This window comes from Streptomyces sp. NBC_01244 (assembly GCF_035987325.1).
GTDB lineage: Bacteria > Actinomycetota > Actinomycetes > Streptomycetales > Streptomycetaceae > Streptomyces.
The window spans coordinates 4,278,350-4,295,075 of sequence record NZ_CP108488.1 but is presented as its reverse complement, the minus strand read 5'-3'; the positions used below and the strand labels follow the sequence as shown (position 1 = coordinate 4,295,075).

14 protein-coding genes are annotated in these 16,726 nt (G+C 71.7%); 8 read left to right on the top strand and 6 right to left on the bottom strand.

Annotation, left to right across the window (positions count from 1 at the left end; genetic code table 11):
• Positions 1–68: 68 nt before the first annotated feature.
• The gene (locus tag OG247_RS19145) at positions 69–1,067 is read right to left on the bottom strand and encodes a helix-turn-helix transcriptional regulator (protein WP_327253402.1); all 999 of its coding nucleotides are present in this window, start codon (positions 1,065–1,067) and stop codon (positions 69–71) included.
• 162 nt (positions 1,068–1,229) lie between these two features.
• Between OG247_RS19145 and OG247_RS19140 the strand changes: the two genes are divergently transcribed.
• From OG247_RS19140 to OG247_RS19125, 4 genes are all read left to right on the top strand, one after another.
• On the top strand, positions 1,230–1,619 hold the full coding sequence (locus OG247_RS19140; protein ID WP_327253401.1) for a hypothetical protein: 390 nt from the start codon (positions 1,230–1,232) through the stop codon (positions 1,617–1,619).
• A gap of 146 nt (positions 1,620–1,765) precedes the next feature.
• Entirely contained in the window at positions 1,766–1,936 is a 171-nt protein-coding gene (locus OG247_RS19135; RefSeq protein WP_327253400.1) for a hypothetical protein, read from the top strand.
• 294 nt (positions 1,937–2,230) lie between these two features.
• Positions 2,231–3,859, top strand: coding sequence for a CHAP domain-containing protein (locus OG247_RS19130; RefSeq protein ID WP_327253399.1), 1,629 nt, complete (start codon positions 2,231–2,233; stop codon positions 3,857–3,859).
• A 150-nt stretch (positions 3,860–4,009) separates the two neighbouring features.
• Positions 4,010–5,272: a transglycosylase family protein gene (locus OG247_RS19125; protein ID WP_327253398.1), complete on the top strand. Its 1,263-nt coding sequence runs from the start codon at positions 4,010–4,012 to the stop codon at positions 5,270–5,272.
• Positions 5,273–5,368: 96 nt separating this feature from the next.
• On the opposite strand, the gene OG247_RS19120 is transcribed toward OG247_RS19125, so the two are convergent.
• The 3 genes from OG247_RS19120 to OG247_RS19110 all read right to left on the bottom strand — a co-directional run bounded on the left by OG247_RS19120 (position 5,369) and on the right by OG247_RS19110 (position 8,824).
• Positions 5,369–7,072, bottom strand: a complete 1,704-nt coding sequence (locus OG247_RS19120) for a transporter (protein WP_327253397.1) — start codon at positions 7,070–7,072, stop codon at positions 5,369–5,371.
• On the bottom strand, positions 7,069–7,941 hold the full coding sequence (locus OG247_RS19115; RefSeq protein WP_442813337.1) for an ABC transporter ATP-binding protein: 873 nt from the start codon (positions 7,939–7,941) through the stop codon (positions 7,069–7,071). Before OG247_RS19115 ends, OG247_RS19120 begins: the two co-directional genes overlap by 4 nt.
• Before the next feature lie 193 nt (positions 7,942–8,134).
• A complete protein-coding gene (locus tag OG247_RS19110) occupies positions 8,135–8,824 on the bottom strand; it encodes a bifunctional DNA primase/polymerase (protein ID WP_327257538.1) in 690 nt (229 codons plus the stop codon).
• 210 nt (positions 8,825–9,034) lie between these two features.
• Here OG247_RS19110 and OG247_RS19105 point away from each other — a divergent pair, with 210 nt between their 5' ends.
• The gene (locus tag OG247_RS19105; protein ID WP_327253396.1) at positions 9,035–10,414 is read left to right on the top strand and encodes a transcriptional regulator; all 1,380 of its coding nucleotides are present in this window, start codon (positions 9,035–9,037) and stop codon (positions 10,412–10,414) included.
• Positions 10,415–10,462: 48 nt separating this feature from the next.
• Here OG247_RS19105 and OG247_RS19100 read toward each other — a convergent pair whose 3' ends face one another.
• Positions 10,463–12,130, bottom strand: coding sequence for a hypothetical protein (locus OG247_RS19100; protein WP_327253395.1), 1,668 nt, complete (start codon positions 12,128–12,130; stop codon positions 10,463–10,465).
• A 164-nt stretch (positions 12,131–12,294) separates the two neighbouring features.
• Between OG247_RS19100 and OG247_RS19095 the strand changes: the two genes are divergently transcribed.
• Positions 12,295–13,716: a hypothetical protein gene (locus OG247_RS19095; RefSeq protein ID WP_327253394.1), complete on the top strand. Its 1,422-nt coding sequence runs from the start codon at positions 12,295–12,297 to the stop codon at positions 13,714–13,716.
• A gap of 35 nt (positions 13,717–13,751) precedes the next feature.
• Here the strand turns inward: OG247_RS19095 and OG247_RS19090 are convergent, their stop codons facing one another.
• Positions 13,752–15,098: an ABC transporter substrate-binding protein gene (locus tag OG247_RS19090; RefSeq protein ID WP_327253393.1), complete on the bottom strand. Its 1,347-nt coding sequence runs from the start codon at positions 15,096–15,098 to the stop codon at positions 13,752–13,754.
• A 231-nt stretch (positions 15,099–15,329) separates the two neighbouring features.
• Here OG247_RS19090 and OG247_RS19085 point away from each other — a divergent pair, with 231 nt between their 5' ends.
• Entirely contained in the window at positions 15,330–15,776 is a 447-nt protein-coding gene (locus OG247_RS19085; protein ID WP_254387724.1) for an SCO4402 family protein, read from the top strand.
• Between the two features lie 19 nt (positions 15,777–15,795).
• A complete protein-coding gene (gene purU / locus OG247_RS19080) occupies positions 15,796–16,671 on the top strand; it encodes a formyltetrahydrofolate deformylase (protein ID WP_327253392.1) in 876 nt (291 codons plus the stop codon).
• Positions 16,672–16,726 lie beyond the last annotated feature (55 nt).

Below are 16,726 nucleotides of genomic sequence, written 5' to 3'. Positions count from 1 at the left end.
TTCACCGGAGGGAACGCCCGAGGGGGTGCCCGGCGCCCACGGGCCAGGCGCCGGCCTCGCGTTCGACGCTACTCCGTGCCGGGGAGCCAGCCCCGCTGGACCGCGCGGACGCCGAACTCGAACCGGCTCGCGGCGCCCAGCCGTTCCATCAGCCCGTTGGCCAGCCGCCGGGCCGTGCGCGGGGAGACCGCGAGCCGTTTGGCGATCGCCTCGTCGGTCAGGCCCTGCGCCAGCAGCCGAATCGCCGTGGTCTCCTGCGGGCTGAGCCCCTCCGCGTCACGCTCCTCGGGGATGCTGCCCAGGGGCCGCGCCGCCGACCAGACGTTCTCGAAGAGTGCGCACAGCGCCGTCAGCGTTCCCTGGCCGGTGAGGACCACCGCGCCCGCCCCACTGTCTTCGTTGCTGACCGGGATGACGGCGGTGGTCCGGTCGAAGATCATCAGCCGGGTCGGCAGGTCGGGGGCGGTGCGCACCTCTCCACCGAGCTCGCCCAGCCACGTCGCGTAGGCCACGGTGATCTGGCTGTTGCGCACGCTGTCCTGGTACAGCGTGCGCATCCGCACGCCGCGGTCCAGCAGTGCGAGGTCGTTCGCCTTCGAGGCCTCCTGAGTGTCCGGCCGTTGCCCTCCGCCGGGTGCGAACGTCATCAGCTCGGACCGGACCGCGTGCGCCAGGCCGGTGATCCGGGTCCGTATCTCGTCCAGGCCCACCAGTTGCTCGACGCCTGGGCTGGAGGCGGCCGGGCTCAGATCGGCGAACTCCGCGATCAGCTGGGCGGCGGCCGCGCGCGATGACTCGATGCGCAGTTGCTGCGCCGCGAGCTCCGCCTGCTGGCGGGCCATCAGGATCTCCATGCCGACCTCGGGCGGGACCGCGTGGAGCTCTCCCGCCCGTTCGTAGGACGGGCGGATCAGGGCCAGCTCGCTGAGCAGGTCCAGACTGCTGCGGATGTCTGCCTCGGATACGCCGAGACGGGCGGCAAGAGCACGCACTCCGTCGCGCGGGTGCGCGAGCATGGCGCGGTAGACGGCCTCGGCGGTCGCGTCGAGGCCAAGAGTTGCAAGCACAGCGGTTCCCCCCCTGTGTACCCCGTGAATCAGGGTCTGAAGATCATCGTACGCGGGGTCCAGCGAGGGGCCGCGGCGGTCCTTGGCCGCTTCCGGCCAGGGACCGAAGAGTCCACCTTCAAGGCGTATGCCCGATGTGAAGAATTCGGGATCGTGGAGTGCATGTACCTCGTTCACGCGGCCCTCCGCGCTCCCGCGCCCGGCGCTCAACTCCCGCCGCACGCAGGCGAACTCATTCGCGCGTTCGCCAGTGCCAGTGCCAGTGCCAGTGCCACTGCCGACGCCTGTGGCCCGGTGGAGCACGTTTCCGCGCATCCGCACGCCCTGCCGGATCCGACCCTCGGCGTCTATCTGCTCGCGGACAGCCTGAACGAGGCGGAACGGCGTACGGAGGCGCTGTGCCGCCGCGCCTTCGAGGAGGTGCCTGCCCTGTGGGGCTGGACCGTCGGGCGCGTCGGCGCGCCTCTGGTCACGCCGTACTACGAGCACCTCCTGGCGGCCGCTTCCGGACGGGCTGGACGGAACGGTCCAGGTCCGGTTCCGTCCAGTTGAAAGCCCTTCCACCCGCCGTGACCTGCGACGAAAGTAGTGATCGCCGGAAGGGAACACCGCCCCGAAGGCAACACCGGAGGAAACGTCACCGCGGGACGTGAGACCGGAAAGGCCACTCATCCCAGCTTTCGCAAAGGACCACTCACATGCTTCGCACCCGCCTCGCCAAGGCCGCCGCGGTCACCACCCTCGCCCTCGCCGCGATCACCCCGGTTCTGGCCGGCCAGTCCGCCGCCGCCACCGCCGCCGACGAGACCCGCATCACCGCGACCACCGGCTGGCAGACCGCACCGGTCGGCAAGCTCACCACCGGCTGACAGTAACCGGCCCCGCCGCCGGGGGAGCAGCGCCCTTGGCGCCACCCCGTCGCGGCCCACGAACTTCACCGCAGGACCGCAGGACCGCCTGACCGCAGGACCGCTTGACCGCAAGACCGCCTGACCCGCCCAACCGCTCCACCGCGCGCCACATCCACCGGCTTGACAGCTGCTCCTGCAGGGCAGCCGTCCCACCGCCCGGCCGGCGCGCCCCCACTCTTCGGCCCTCACCAGGCCCGTCTGCGGAATCCGCAGCGACACCACACTTCCTTTCACGCCATCAGGAGCTTCGCCATGTCCCGCACCATCAAGACCATCGCCATCCGCATCGCCTCCACCTCCGCCCTGGCGGCGACGGCGTTCACCATGGTGGTCGCCAACCCGGCCAGCGCCTCGCCGCTGACCGATGGAATCTCCGCCACCGCCCGTGCCGAGAACGGCAACGGAGCCTGTGCACACGGTGGTTACGACGGCGGCCCCAACCAGACCAACAGCTGCCGCGGCGGCGTCACGGCCCATGCCTGGTGCGCCGACTTCGCCGGCTGGGTCTGGTCCCGCAACGGGGTCACGGGTCTGGCCAGCCTGGACGACCGTGCGGCCAGCTTCATGGACTACGGCAAGAAGTACGGGACGATCTCCAGCACGCCGCACGTCGGTGACGCGGTGGTCTACAACTACAACGGCAGCAACTACGCCGACCACGTGGCCCTGGTGACCGCGATATCCGGGAGCACGGTCACCATCACCGGTGGCAACCAGGGTGGCAAGCCGGGCCACGTCAGCACCGCCCCCACCACCAAGTGGCACGTGGGTGAGAGGCCGTGGGGCCAGACGATCAGCGGCTACGTCTCCCCGGCCGGCAGCTCGACGCCCTCCCTCCCGAACCCGGCCTCGCTGGCCGAGGGCACGCTCGTGAAGTCGGCGAGCAGCCCGTCCGTCAAGGTGATGATCAAGGGAGCCGGTCTCGCGGTGGCGGGCTCCGACGTCACTCCTGACAAGTACGACCTGAGCAAGGTCGTCACCATCGACGACCAGGCCTTCCGGTCCCTGTCGAGCGCCCCGCCGTCGGGCACCGTGGTCCACGACCAGGCCGGTGGCGCGGAGCGATACGTGATCATCGGTGACGCCGCGCTGAAGATCGGCGGTGCGGACTGGATCTCCGGCGGCTACAACACCCGTGCCGACATGGGCGTTCCGACCTCATGGCTGAAGGCTGCCGCCCAGCGTACGGTGGCGACCGGCATCGTGGTCATGGACCAGTCGGGCACCGACCCGTCCCGCTACGTCATGGTCGCCGGCTCGGCGCTGCACATCTCGGCCACGGAGTGGACGGCCAACGACTACAACGAGCAGACCCTGATGGGTGTTCCGGCCGAGTGGCTGAAGGGCGCCGTGGCGAAGCCGCTGCAGTCCGGCACGGTCGTCATGAACCAGTCGGGCACGGACTCCTCCCGTTACGTCATGGTGGGCGGCACCCCGGTGGGCATCTCGGCCACCGAGTGGACCAGCGTCGGCTTCGACCAGATGTCCCTCATGGGTGTCCCCGGTGAGTGGCTCGGCTCGGCGGTGACCAAGCAGGTCGCCAACGGGACCGTCGTCAAGGACGCTTCCGGGGCCTCCGCCTCGGTCTACGTCATGGCCGGTGGCGTCGCCGCACCGCTGACCAACGCCGACTTCACCGGCTTCGGTTACGACCAGCGCCCCCTGGACGGTGCCCCCGCCGCATGGCTGGCATCGGCTGCCGCCAAGGCGGCCCCCGCCAACGGCACGATGATCAAGTCGCTGGACAACGCCACCGTCTGGGAGATCGTGAACGGCAAGAAGCGCGCCATGGCGGGCTCCGAGTTCGGTGCCGGCAAGCGCAGCTTCGACGATGTCGTCGGTGTCGGCAGTGCCTTCATCGCGAAGTTCCCGACCGCCTGAGCCCGGTCGCTTCCAGCACCACCACTGAGCACCACCGCTGAGCACCACCACTGAGCACCGCCCCTGAGCCGCCCGGCCCGAAACGGCCGGGCGGCTCGGTCCCGGCCGCTCCGCCGCCGACACCCAGACCTGCTGCCCGAGGGAATTCCGATGCGCTCCGCCGCCGCCCGCAAGAAGTCCGCACTCGCCACCGCCGCCACCGCCCTGCTGGCCCTCGCCGCCCCGCTCCTCGCGAGCACCCCCGCCTCCGCCGCTTCCGTGGCGACCTGGGACAAGGTCGCGCAGTGCGAGGCCAGCGGGAACTGGCAGATCATCGACCGCACCGGGACCTACTTCGGCGGTCTGCAGATATCCATGCCGACCTGGCGTGCCTTCGGCGGTACGCAGTACGCCGCCCGCGCCGACCAGGCGACCAAGCAGCAGCAGATCCTGATCGGCGAGAAGATCCTGGCCGGGCAGGGCCAGGGCGCCTGGCCCCACTGCGGCCCCGCCTCGGGCCTGGGAGCCGACCACGCGAACCCGTACCCCACCGCCCCGACCTACCCGGCTCCCTCCTCCCTGGCCAGCGGCACCCTGGTGAAGTCGCCGAACGGCCCGGAGGTACGGGTGATGATCGCGGGGGCCGGTGTTCCGGTGGCCGGCTCGGACGTCGCCCCGGACCACTACGACCTGGGCAAGGTCGTGGTCGTCGACCCCAACGCCTTCAACGGGCTGCCCAGCGCCCCGCCCGCCGGCACCGTGGTCCACGACCAGGCCGGCGGCGCCAACCGGTACGTGATCATCGACGGTGCCGCGCTGCCGATCTCCGCATCGGACTGGACCGAGAACGGCTACAACCTCCGCGCCGACTACGGCGTCCCGACCGCCTGGCTGCAGGCCGCGGCGCAGCGGACCGTGTCGACCGGCCGCGTGGTGATGGACCAGACCGGCAACGACCCCTCCCGCTACGTGGTCGTGAACGGTGCGGCGCTGCACATCTCGGCTTCCGAGTGGACCGCCAACGGGTACAACCAGCAGGCCCTGATGGGTGTTCCGACCGACTGGCTGGCCTCCGCGACGACCCGGCAGATGCCCAACGGCTCCATCGTCAAGGAGGTCTCGGGCGCCGACTCCACCGTCTACGTCATGGCCGGCGGCGTGGCCGTCCCCCTGACCAACGCCGACTTCACCGGCTTCGGCTACGACAAGCGTCCGCTGCTCGGCACCCCGGGCGGGTGGCTGGCCGCGGCCGCCGCCAAGGCCGCCCCGGCCAACGGCACGATGCTGCTCTCCCCGAACAGCGCCACGGTCTGGGAGATCGTGGGCGGCAAGAAGCGGGCGATGGCGGGCTCCGAGTTCGGCGCGGGCAAGCGCAGCTTCGACGACGTGGTCAGCGTCGGCAACGCCTTCACGGCGAAGTTCCCGACCGTCTGATCGCCGGCTTCGCAAGCGAACGGGCCGTGGGCCTCCGCCCCCAGGGGAGCGGAGGCCCACGGCCCGTTTCGGCTGCGTCCGCCGGTAGGCGGCCGGTCAGCCCTTGCTGACCGCCAGCAGGATCTCCGGGAGCTTGCGCACCACGGTCGGGGCCGCGAGGCGCAGGCCGGCCCAGGTGGCCAGCGCGCCCCAGGCCACGCCCAGCGGGAGCAGGATCCAGGCCAGGGACTTCTGGTCCGTGGAGCTGAAGTAGACGGCCAGGGCGATCAGCGGGGAGCTGACCAGGGCCGAGGCGAGCAGGCCGCCGAGGAGGGCCGCCCACGCCAGGGCGCCCTGGCCCGGGGCGACGCTCTTGAAGGCGCCGTCGGTCGGGATCGAGTACGCGAGATGGGCGGACGCCAGGGCTCCCGTGCACAGCATCGAGCCGAGCAGGGCCAGGGCCAGGCCCAGGGCGCCGGGGAGGCCGGCCCAGTCGCCGAGCAGGCCCGCCGTGACCACCGCGACCAGCACCGTGAAGGGCACGGTGACCAGCGCGAGGGCCAGGGCGCGGGCCCGCAGTTCGACGTACGCGTCCCGGGTGCTCGCAATGGTCTGCGCGACCATCCAGAAGGCCGAGGTGTCCTGCCCGAACTGGTTGTACATCTGCAGGCCGAGCATGCCCGAGGCGAAGCAGGCCAGGTACACCGAGCCGCTGCCCTGGACGGCGTTGACGACCGGGATGATCAGGCCGAGCGCCAGGGCAGACACCCACGCCGCCTTGGTCTTCGGATCGCGCACCATGTAACGCAGCACGCGCTGGGCGGCCGCGCCCGTACGGTCGTCGGGCAGGAGCGACCAGCCGCCGCCCGCGGCGCCGCCCGCCGGGTTCTTCTTCTCCTTGGCGGCCGCGATCGTCGAACCGTCAGGGGTGACCATCAGCTTGGTCAGGCTGCGCTCCCAGAACCAGAGCAGCAGGCCGAGGGCCGCGACCGTGATGAGGAGCTGGGCGGCCGCGATCCCGTAGGAGCCCTCGCTCGCGGAGTCCACCATGCCGACGGCCGTCGCGGGCGGCAGCCAGCGCACGATCGCCGCGGCCGGCTCCAGCTTTTCCGGGCCGCCGGTCTGGAACAGCCGCTGGGCGGCGAAGTTCGCCACCTGCGCGCCGATCGCGATCAGCAGGCCGCTGAGCAGCGCGAGGTCGCGCCCCTTGCGGCTGGTGAGCAGCCGGACGTTGGCGGTGGCCACCGCCCGGGCCAGCGCGACGCAGCCGACCAGCAGCAGCGGTACGGCCAGTACGGCGGCCACCGCGCCCGCCGCGCCCCGGGCGACGGCGATCACCGAGCCGACGGCCAGGCACAGCGTGAACAGCGGACCGATGCCGACGAGCGAGGCCGCCAGCATGGCCCGTACGAGCGGACGCGGGCGCAGCGGCAGCATGACCAGCCGGGTCGGGTCGAGCGTCTCGTCGCCGGTGGCGAAGAACAGCGGAACGAACGTCCAGCACAGGGCCGTGATCGCCGCCAGCAGGACGACGACCGCGCCGGCGTGCGCGTTGCCGCGCAGGACGGTGAGGCCGAGCGTGGCGAGGAAGGCGATGACGAGCGCGAAGGCGAGGGCGCCGAAGTAGGCGACCTTGCGCATCGAGGAGCCCTTGAGCCCGTTGCGCAGGAGGGACAGCTTGAGGCGGACGAAGATCGGGGTGATGTTGACGGAGGCGGCCGCGGAAGCGGAAGCGGCGGTACCGGCGGAGGTGGCGGACCCGAATGCGGCCGCCGGAGCCTGCGCGGACGTGGCGGCGGGCGTGGGCGTCGGCGTGCTCATCGGACGCCCGCCCCGTTGCTCCCGCCGTTGGCCGCGGCCCCGCCGCCGAGCCAGTCCAGGGACTCGCCCGCGGCCCGGCCCTGCGCCCCGACCAGCTCCAGGAACGCGGCCTGCAGCGAGGGCGCGTCGCCCCGTACGTCGGCCAGCGGGCCCGCGGCCCGGATCCGGCCGGCGGCCATGACGGCCACCCAGTCGCACAGCGACTCGACGAGCTCCATGACGTGGGAGGAGAAGACGACCGTGGCTCCGGAGGAGGTGTAGCGCTCCAGCACTCCGCGGATGGTCTGCGCGGACACCGGGTCCACGCCCTCGAACGGCTCGTCCAGGAACAGCACTTCGGGGTTGTGGAGCAGCGCGGCCGCCAGGCCGATCTTCTTCCGCATGCCCGTCGAGTAGTCGACGATCAGCTTGTTCTGCGAACCGGCCAGGTCCAGGATGTCCAGCAGCTGTGTGGCGCGGCTGTCCGTCTCCTTGCCCGGCAGCCCCCGCAACCGGCCCATGTAGCCGAGCAGTTCCCGGCCGGAGAGCCGCTCGAAGAGCCGCAGCCCCTCCGGCAGCACGCCGATCCGGGACTTCACCTCCACCGGGTCCGCCCACACGTCGTGCCCGGCGACGAACACCCGGCCCATGTCCGGGCGCAGCAGTCCGGTCACCATCGACAGCGTGGTCGTCTTGCCCGCGCCGTTCGGCCCGACCAGGCCGACGAACTGTCCGGCCGGGAGCTCCAGATCGATCCCGGAGACGGCCACCTGCTCGCCGAACCGCTTCCACAAACCCTCGACCCGTACGGCGGGCGCGGCGGCCGGTGCACGCCCTGCACCGCCGCCCGTTCCGTCCGCCCCGCCCATCGCAACGCCCTGGTCCGGCATGCGCCTGCCTCTCGTCCTGTTCCCCGTGTCCTGCTTTTCTCACCATAGGAGGAGGGGGAGAGGCGGAGCAGTTACTTATGTCATGAGTTTCCCCGCGGAGATCTCCGCTGGTCAGAGCGGGACGGAGCGGAGCGGGGCGGAGCCTGCCGGGAGGGACGGGCGGGCCGAGCGGGACGGGCAGGACGGGCAGGCGTCACACCGTGCGCCGGGCCCGTTCCGCCGCCGCCTCGCGGCCGCACGCGTAGGCCAGGGCGTCGATCAGCTCCTCCACGTCGGGCAGCCACCGGTTCGCGGCCGTCGGCGGCTGCGCCCACTGCACCGAACCGCGTCCGCCGATGCGGGTCGGCGGCGCGGCCACGTACTCGCCCTCGCCGCGCGCGGCCAGGTCGAGTTGGGCCGGCTGCCAGCCGATCTTGCGCAGCAGGTCGGGCACCTTGGCCCCGGCGCCGGGCAGGACGAAGAACAGCATCCGTCCCGCCGGGTTGGCGATCACCGGTCCGAGGGTGCGCTGCATGCGCTGGAGCCGGGCCAGTGCCAGGAAGCCGGCCGCGTCCGGGACGTCGAGGGCGTCGAAGGTCCGGCCGGTGGGCAGCAGGATGGCGGCCTTCGGGTTCTTGCCCCAGAGCCGCCTGACCTGCACGGCGCTGCCCGAGGCCTGCGAGGCCCAGTCCTTCCCCGCGGCGTGCGCGCCGGGCGCCGGGCACTGGGGGCTCCCGCACGAGCACTGTTCCCGCCCGTCGCCGGACTCCAGCCAGGTGCCGGCGAAGACATCCCAGTGCCGTTCTTCCGTGTACCGCACGGCATGGTCCAGCAGCGGCTCACTGCGCTGCAGGGGGATGGGCGCGGTCTCCGTGACTCCGATGGTCTCTTCCACGTGCAACACAACTCTTGCGGTCACCGGGGGTTACGGGCGTAAACCGCCCGGGCTGCGGAGCATCGATCCTGCATACGGGGCGCATCGGTGCATCGCGGGGGGCGCGTAGGAGGCCGGGGCGCCGGAGGTGGGTAGCGACAGGACGCAATGGGGAAGATTCCCCGCACATCAGGCGGGAAGTGATCATTCGAACGATCACCCGCGTCTCTGGGGGTTTTCATGGCAGCCAGGCCTCTCGTCGCCCGCCAGCCGAATGAACGGCTGCAGGCGCTCATCCAGGAAGCCGGGTGCTCCAATGCCGGGCTCGCCCGGCGCGTCAACATGTGCGGGGCCGAGCACGGTCTCGACCTCCGCTACGACAAGACCTCCGTGGCCCGCTGGCTGCGCGGCCAGCAGCCGCGCGGCCGGGCCCCCGGGATCATCGCCGAGTCGCTGGGCCGCAAGCTCGGCCGGACCGTCACCATCGACGAGATCGGCATGGCCAACGGCAAGAACCTCGCCTCCGGGGTAGGCCTGCAGTTCTCCCCGACCGTCATCGGCGCGATCGAGCAGGTCAGCGAGTTGTGGCGGAGCGACGTGGGCCGGCGCGACTTCCTCTCGGGGTCGAGCGTGGCCTCCTCGGCGCTGGTCGAGCCGAGCCGCGACTGGCTGATCACCGGGGCCGACGCGCAGGTCGCGCGCAGCGGCGGCTCACGGGTCGGGATGTCGGACGTGGAGGCGGTACGGGCCACCACGCAGGCGCTGAAGGAGCTCGACCACCGCTTCGGCAGCGGGCACGTGCGCCCGGTGGTCGTGCACTACCTCAACTCGGTGGTCTCCGGCCTGATCGGCGGCTCGTACCGGGAGCCCGTCGGCCGGGCGCTGTTCGCGGCGGTCGCCCGCCTCACGGAGCTGGCGGGCTACATGGCGGTGGACACCGGCCAGCCGGGCCTCGCCCAGCGCTACTACATCCAGGCCCTGCGGCTCGCACAGGCGGCGGGCGACCGGGCGTACGGGGGCTACGTCCTGGCGGCGTCGATGAGTCACTTGGCGGCGGAGCTGGGCAACCCGAGGGAGATCGCGCAGCTGGCCAGAGCCGCCCAGGAGGGCACGCGGGGCCAGGTCACCCCCCGGGTGGAGGCGATGTTCTACGCGGCGGAGGCGCGCGGGCACGCGCTCCTCGGTGACGCGCGGTCGACGGCGGTGCTGTCCTCGCGGGCGATCACCGCGCTGGAGCGGGCGGAGCCGGAGTCGGGGGACGACCCGGAGTGGATCCGGCACTTCGACGGGGCGTACCTCGCCGACGAACTGGCGCACTGCCACCGGGACCTGGGGCAGGCCGACGCGGCGGCGAAACGCGCGGAGGAGGCCCTGCGGGACCTCCCGGCGGGCAAGGCGCGGCGCCGGGCGATCGGCCTGCTCCTGCTGGCGGCGGCGCGGGTGCAGCAGCGCGAGGTGGAGGCCGCCTGCCAGACGGCCACGCAGGCGGCGGAGGTCCTGTCGGGCATCCGCTCCAACCGCGGGGCGGTGTACCTGGAGGACTTCCGCACCCGCCTGGACCCGTACCGGGAGGAACCGGCGGCGCGGGAGTTCACGGCCCGCCTGGAGCCGGTCGGCTGACCCGGGGCCCGGGCCCCGGGGGCGGCGGGCCGTCCGATGCGGCCGGGGTCAGCCGGTGACTTCGAGGCGCTGGTAAGAGCTGGTCGTGGCCAGGTGACCGGAGTCGGTGTCGACGAAGCGGATGCGCCAGTCGCCGGTGGTCTGCGCGGTGAACTTCTTGCCCACGGCTCCGTTCTCCCGGGTGACGGCGGTGCCCATCTCCTGCCACACGGTGGACTTGTCGGGCCGGAAGTAGAAGCGGACCTTCTGGCCGGCGTAGCCCGCGTACTCGCCGGAGGGGGTCTTCCTGCTCAGGGTTCCGGCGACGAACATCTGCTGCCCCTTGGCCACGGGGCGCGGTCCTACCCGCACACTGCTGAACCGGGTCAGGGTGCGCGTCGGACCGAGCACCACGGTGCCGGTGCTGGGGCCGATGTTGACCGTGCCCGGCGTGTGCACCCGCCATTGGGTGGTCGTCTGGTTGCTCGGCGGGCTGACGTTCACGGTGAAGGTCTTGCCGAAGGGCACCACGAAGGACTGACGGGTGACCCACTGGCCCATGTAGTGCTTGTACTGGATCTCGATCGGCGCCTGCTGGGTGGTGTAGCCGTCGACCCGGACCGTGCCGCTGATCGTCAGCTTGCCGTACCTGTCGGTGGCGACCACCTTCTCCTCGACGACCATGGTCGTGTGAGTGATCCTCGTGACGGTCGCGTAGCGCGTGCCGTCCCCCAGCAGCCAGGCGTCGTCGACGGACACGTTCAGAGGACCGGTCGTGAGGACCCGGGGCGAGACGGTGTAGCTGCCGTCGGCGCCGGTGGAGGCCTGTGCCTGCGCGATTCCCGAGGCGGCCACGGTCCGGCCGGCGGCGGGCTTGACCGTGCCGTCGTCCGCCCGGCGGGTGAGCTTGCCGCGCAGGGGCGCGCCGGTCCCGTACCGCACGGTGAGGGGCGCCGTCGTGGACAGGGTCAACGTGGACTTCTGGGCCCGGATCTTCGCCGGAGCCGTCACGGACAGCTCGGTGTCCCCGTCCGCCAGGGACACGGTGTGCGGGAGGGTCTTCTCGGTGCCGCGGGCGGCGACGGGGATGGAGAACTTCCCCTGGGCGTCGGAGACTCCGTCGGCCCAGCCTTCCCCGAGGCGGGCGCGGACCCTCGCGCCGGCCAGCGGCAACCGCTCCCCGGTACGGGGGTGGACCGCGGTGACCGTGCCGGTGACCTGGGTGTCGAGGTCGTCCAGCGAGAACTCCTGCTGACTGGACTTCGCCTCGATCCTGGCGTCGAACGCGTAGGTGGACCGTCCGGCGTTGCGGCGGGTCAGCTCGTTGCCCTGGGAGTCCTTCGCGTACACGTCCAGTTCGTAGTCCGTCATGTCGTCGAGGACGAGCGGCTGGTTCACGCCCTCGTACACATAGCCCTGGTCCGGACCCGCCGGGTCGGGATTCACCTCCCACGCCTCGAGGTCGTCGACCACGGCGACGACCTTGTCGGTGCCCGCCCGGCGCACGTCGACCCGGTACGGATACGAGTTCACGCCCTCGTTGAGGTAGACGACCAACTGGTTCCCCCGCGTGCGGATGTAGGCGTCCTGCACCGAGCTCTGCAGGGCCTTGGTGTCCGGGGCGGACGCCGAAACCGCCCGCTGGGCCGCACTCGCTGCGGGGGCGGTCACTGCACCCACGGCCGTGAGCACGACCGCCGTACCGACGGCCGTCATGGTCCTCTTGAAACTGTTCACCGGAATCCCCCGCGTGTCACGTGTGATCAACGACTGCACGCGTTGGACTCCCGGACGGCCCCGAGGGTTGTACGGACTCCGGGGCGACCCTGTCAAACTCGACGGGGACCGGTAGCGTGAGCCGACGGTTCCGTAGACGCGGACAGGTCGGAGAGGGAGTTCCGGTGACGGAGAGCGGACAGGGCGGCAGCCCGCAGGGAGGCGTGCCGTGGGGCCCGCCCGTGCCCGCACAGCCGCCGGCGGAGCCGCCCGCGCAGCCCGGCGGGGAGCCGGAGTTCCTGCAGGGCCCGCCCTCCTACGGCTACCCCGCACCCGGCGGCCCCTCCTACGGCTACCCCCAGGGGTACGTGGTCGGCCCCGGCTACGAGGGCCCCGGCGACCCGCACGGCTACGGCTACCCGCCGCTGCCGGAGGCCGCCACCCAGTACATTCCGCCGGTTCCGGCCGCCCCCTCGTACGGGGAGGCCGCGACGCAGTACATCGCGCCGGTCCCCGCGGCCCCGGCGTACGACGAGGCCGCCACCCAGTACATACCGCCGGTCCCCGCGGCCCCCTCGTACGACGAGGCCGCCACCCAGTACATACCGCCGGTCCCCGCGGCCCCCTCGTACGACGAGGCCGCCACCCAGTACATTCCGCCGGTCCCGGCCGCCCCCTCGTACGAGGAGGCCGCGACGCAGTACATCGCGCCGGTTCCGGCCGCGCCCGCCGATCCCGCCGCCGGCTTCGACGGGATGTTCCGGGGGGACACGGCACTGCTGCCCCCCGTCCAGGAGCCGGTGCTCCCCCAGCAGCCGCGCCGCCCGCATCCGCAGCAGCAGCAACACCAGCAACACCAGCAGCAGTACGCGCAGCAGCCCCAGCACCAGCAGTACGCGCCGCCGCCGCAGCAGCAGTACCAGCAGCAGCAGCCGCCGCCGTACTACCAGGAGGAGCCGCCCGGCCCCGCCCCCCGCAAGGTCTCGCCCGCGATCATCGCCGCCGTCGTCATCGGCCTGGCCGTCGTCGGGCTCGGGGTCGGCGCGGTGCTCGGTGACGGCAAGGCGCAGAACAACGACCCGGCCGCCACGGCGCCCACCCCCACCCCCGGCAGCTCCGCCGCGGACAAGGGAGAGGCTCCGCTGGATCCCGCGCAGCCGCAGGCCGTTCAGCTCGACAAGCTCCTCGCGGACAGCAACGACAGCCGGGCCTCGGTGATCAAGGCCGTCGAGGACATCAAGGGCTGCAGGAACCTGGACCAGGCGGCCACCGACCTGCGCGACGCGGCCCGGCAGCGCGATGAGCTGGTGACCCGGCTCCAGGAGCTGAAGGTGGACAAGCTCCCGAACGACGCGAAGCTGACCGCGGCCCTCACCAAGGCGTGGAAGTCCTCCGCCGAGGCCGACAACAGCTACGCGGCCTGGGCGAACGACATGAAGTCCGACGGCGACAAGTGCAAGGACGGCAAGGCCAAGACGACCCGCAACGCCTCCGAGGGCAACAAGGCGAGCGGCGACGCCACCAGGGCGAAGGAGACCGCGGCGGGCCTGTGGAACTCCATCGCGGGCAAGTACGACCTCACCAAGCGTGACAAGAGCCAGCTCTAGCGCGTCGCCGCAGACGGGCTCCCGGAGGGCGGGACCTAGCTCGAACGGGGGGCCTGTTCCAGGGTCTTGGTCATGTCCATGGACGACTCGCCGCCCGGCTGGGCGACCAGGCGGCCCTGCTGGACGACCTGGAAGGTGACCCGGCCGTTGACCATGCGGGGGAAGCCGGCGACGGCGCGCATGTCCTGGTAGCGCCAGCTGAGGTCGGGGGTCAGGCCGCCGGTCTTGACGGGGTCGGACTGGTTCAGCTTGCGCGTGAGGACGCGTCCGGTGATGTCCTCGTCCTCCTTGAACCGCTTCACGATCTCGCTGAACACCGTGTACGCGATCCAGGTGGTCTGGGCGCCGCTGTCGTCGGGGTCCACGGCGTTGTCGCCGAAGGCGTGGTCGGAGATCACGTTGCGCATCTGCGTCCACAGGGGATCGGCGGAGACCGGGTACCAGCTCGTGACGAACGCGCCCTCGAAGGGGCTCTCCTTGCCGCCGGTGCGGTCGACCAGGGCCTGGCTGACCGAGCCCAGCACCGAGGAGACCTGCGGCTTGCGGTTGTCGGAGTCGGCGCGGCGGAAGGCGTCGAAGAAGGTCTCGGTGCGGGCGCCCAGGACGGCGGCCACGCAGCCCTTCTCCTTCCCGTCCTTTCCGCCCTTCCCGTCCTTCGCCGAGGCGCCGCCCTTCCCGGAGGTCCCGGAGGAGGCCGCCAGGGCCTCGTTGGCCTGGACGGAGAATTCCGCGGAGTCTTCGGCGGCCCGGATGTCGCTGGCCTCGGGCATCTGGTTGGCCTTGAGGCCGGCGTTGAGCTGGATGGGCATGGAATCGCCCGCGAGGGTGTCGGGGCGGACCAGGGCGACCTTGGCGCAGGTGCGCCCCAGCTGGTGGCCGGCTCCGGCCATGAGGACGGGCTGGCCGCCGTTGACGGGGAAGGAGAGCGGGGACTGGAACTCCACGGAGGAGACCCCGTACCCGCCGATGAAGGGGATGCCCTCGGCTTCCAGCGGGGCCAGGAAGGCGCGCCCGTGCTGGCTGTAGGAGCCGATGACGGCGACGGCCTTCTCGGCGACCGCCTTGCGGGCGCAGTCGGCGGCGCCGGTGGCCGTGTTGCGCTCGTTGCAGGTCAGGACGCGGAGCTTGCGGCCGTTGATGCCGCCCTTGGAATTGACCCAGCGCTCGTAGGCCTTGGCCATGCCCGGCATGCCCGGCATGTTGGTCGCTGTGGAGTCCTGCGGGGCGAAGGTCATGACGGTGAGGGTGTCGGCGCCCCCGGGGCCCCCCGAGCCCCCGGGGAGCACCCCGCAGCCGACGACGAGACACGCGCCCATCGCCATGGCCGTGGTCCGGGCCAGAAGGGTGCGGGAGAGTGCTGCTGCGCATCGCCGGTTGGTCATGTGCATGCACCATTCCCCGTCAGGGGTAACTGAGGTGTGAGGTGTGCACAACATCGGGTGACGTCGAGGTGAATTACGGGTGTCACCCACACGCTGAGTGAGCGCCGGGCGGTCCAGGGCTTCCGGGCCCGGGCGCCTCAAGATCGCCCCGCACGGGAACGTACGATCGAAAGCGTGACATTCGCCCAAGGTTCGAAGAACTCTTCCCGCCGCGGCGGCCGCTCCTCCACCATGGGCGGCATGCCCCTCAACGACATGCCGTGGTGGCGCTGGCGCAGCAACGTGCGCTCGGCGCTGCACATGCTTTCCGACCCCGCGTTCCAAGAGGACACCTGGCTGGCCGGCGCCGAGGGGTACGGGGACGTCACCGACGCCGTGTACCGGCTCGTCGAGGACACCTGGCTCGACAGCTGGTCCGCGGAGAAGTACGTCGGCACGATCTTCCGCGACTCGCAGGAGGCGGCCCTGGTGGACCTCGCCGTGCTGCGCGTGCTGCGGATCATGCACCAGATAGGCCCCGACGCCCCGGTCTCCGGTTACCTGGAGCACCACGCCTGGCCGGAGGCGGTACGGGCCGCGCGCGAGGCCCACGTACGGCTGGCGACGGCGGACGGGGACGACCCGGACGCGCGGCCGCGCTCACTGGACGTCCTGAGGATCCTCACGCGCGCGGTGTGATGTGGAAGGCTGTGGGGTCATGAGCGACGACCCGCAGCCCCAGGCCCCGCAGCAGTACGTACTGACCCTCTCATGCCCGGACAAGCAGGGCATCGTGCACGCCGTGTCCAGCTACCTGTTCATGACCGGGTGCAACATCGAGGACAGTCAGCAGTTCGGCGACCGCGACACCGGTCTCTTCTTCATGCGGGTCCACTTCGCGGCCGACGCTCCGGTGACCGTGGAGAAGCTGCGGGCCAGCTTCGCCGCGATCGGCGACTCCTTCCGGATGGACTGGCAGATCCACCGCTCCGACGAGCGCATGCGGATCGTGCTGATGGTGTCGAAGTTCGGGCACTGCCTCAACGACCTGCTCTTCCGCCACCGGATCGGTGCGCTGCCGGTGGAGATCGCGGCGGTGGTGTCGAACCACACCGACTTCGAGGAACTGGTCGGCTCCTACGGGGTCCCGTTCGTGCACATCCCGGTGACGAAGGACACGAAGGCGGCGGCGGAGGCGCGGCTGCTGGAACTGGTGCGGGCCGAGCAGGTCGACCTCGTGGTCCTCGCGCGGTACATGCAGGTGCTGTCGGACACCCTGTGCAAGGAGCTGAGCGGGCGGATCATCAACATCCACCACTCGTTCCTGCCGAGCTTCAAGGGCGCGAAGCCGTACCACCAGGCGCACGCGCGGGGCGTGAAGCTGATCGGTGCGACCGCGCACTACGTGACGGCGGACCTGGACGAGGGCCCGATCATCGAGCAGGAGGTCGAGCGGGTGGGGCACGAGGTCACCCCGGACCAGCTGGTGGCGATCGGGCGGGACGTGGAGTGCCAGGCGCTGGCACGGGCCGTGAAGTGGCACAGCGAGCACCGGGTCCTGCTGAACGGGACCCGGACGGTCGTCTTCACGTAACCGTCGGCAGGGCCCGGTCGGCAGGGCCCGGTCGGCAGGGCGGGCGCCCGGTAGC

Excerpts from the sequence above, each read along its gene's own strand:
- OG247_RS19140 (WP_327253401.1), top strand. The coding sequence starts at position 1,230 with ATGTACCTCGTTCACGCGGCCCTCCGCGCTCCCGCGCCCGGCGCTCAA.
- OG247_RS19135 (WP_327253400.1), top strand. The coding sequence starts at position 1,766 with ATGCTTCGCACCCGCCTCGCCAAGGCCGCCGCGGTCACCACCCTCGCC.
- OG247_RS19105 (WP_327253396.1), top strand. The coding sequence starts at position 9,035 with ATGGCAGCCAGGCCTCTCGTCGCCCGCCAGCCGAATGAACGGCTGCAG.
- OG247_RS19085 (WP_254387724.1), top strand. The coding sequence starts at position 15,330 with ATGGGCGGCATGCCCCTCAACGACATGCCGTGGTGGCGCTGGCGCAGC.
- OG247_RS19120 (WP_327253397.1), bottom strand. The coding sequence starts at position 7,072 with ATGAGCACGCCGACGCCCACGCCCGCCGCCACGTCCGCGCAGGCTCCG.
- OG247_RS19130 (WP_327253399.1), top strand. The coding sequence starts at position 2,231 with ATGTCCCGCACCATCAAGACCATCGCCATCCGCATCGCCTCCACCTCC.
- purU (WP_327253392.1), top strand. The coding sequence starts at position 15,796 with ATGAGCGACGACCCGCAGCCCCAGGCCCCGCAGCAGTACGTACTGACC.
- OG247_RS19090 (WP_327253393.1), bottom strand. The coding sequence starts at position 15,098 with ATGACCAACCGGCGATGCGCAGCAGCACTCTCCCGCACCCTTCTGGCC.
- OG247_RS19125 (WP_327253398.1), top strand. The coding sequence starts at position 4,010 with ATGCGCTCCGCCGCCGCCCGCAAGAAGTCCGCACTCGCCACCGCCGCC.
- OG247_RS19115 (WP_442813337.1), bottom strand. The coding sequence starts at position 7,941 with ATGCCGGACCAGGGCGTTGCGATGGGCGGGGCGGACGGAACGGGCGGC.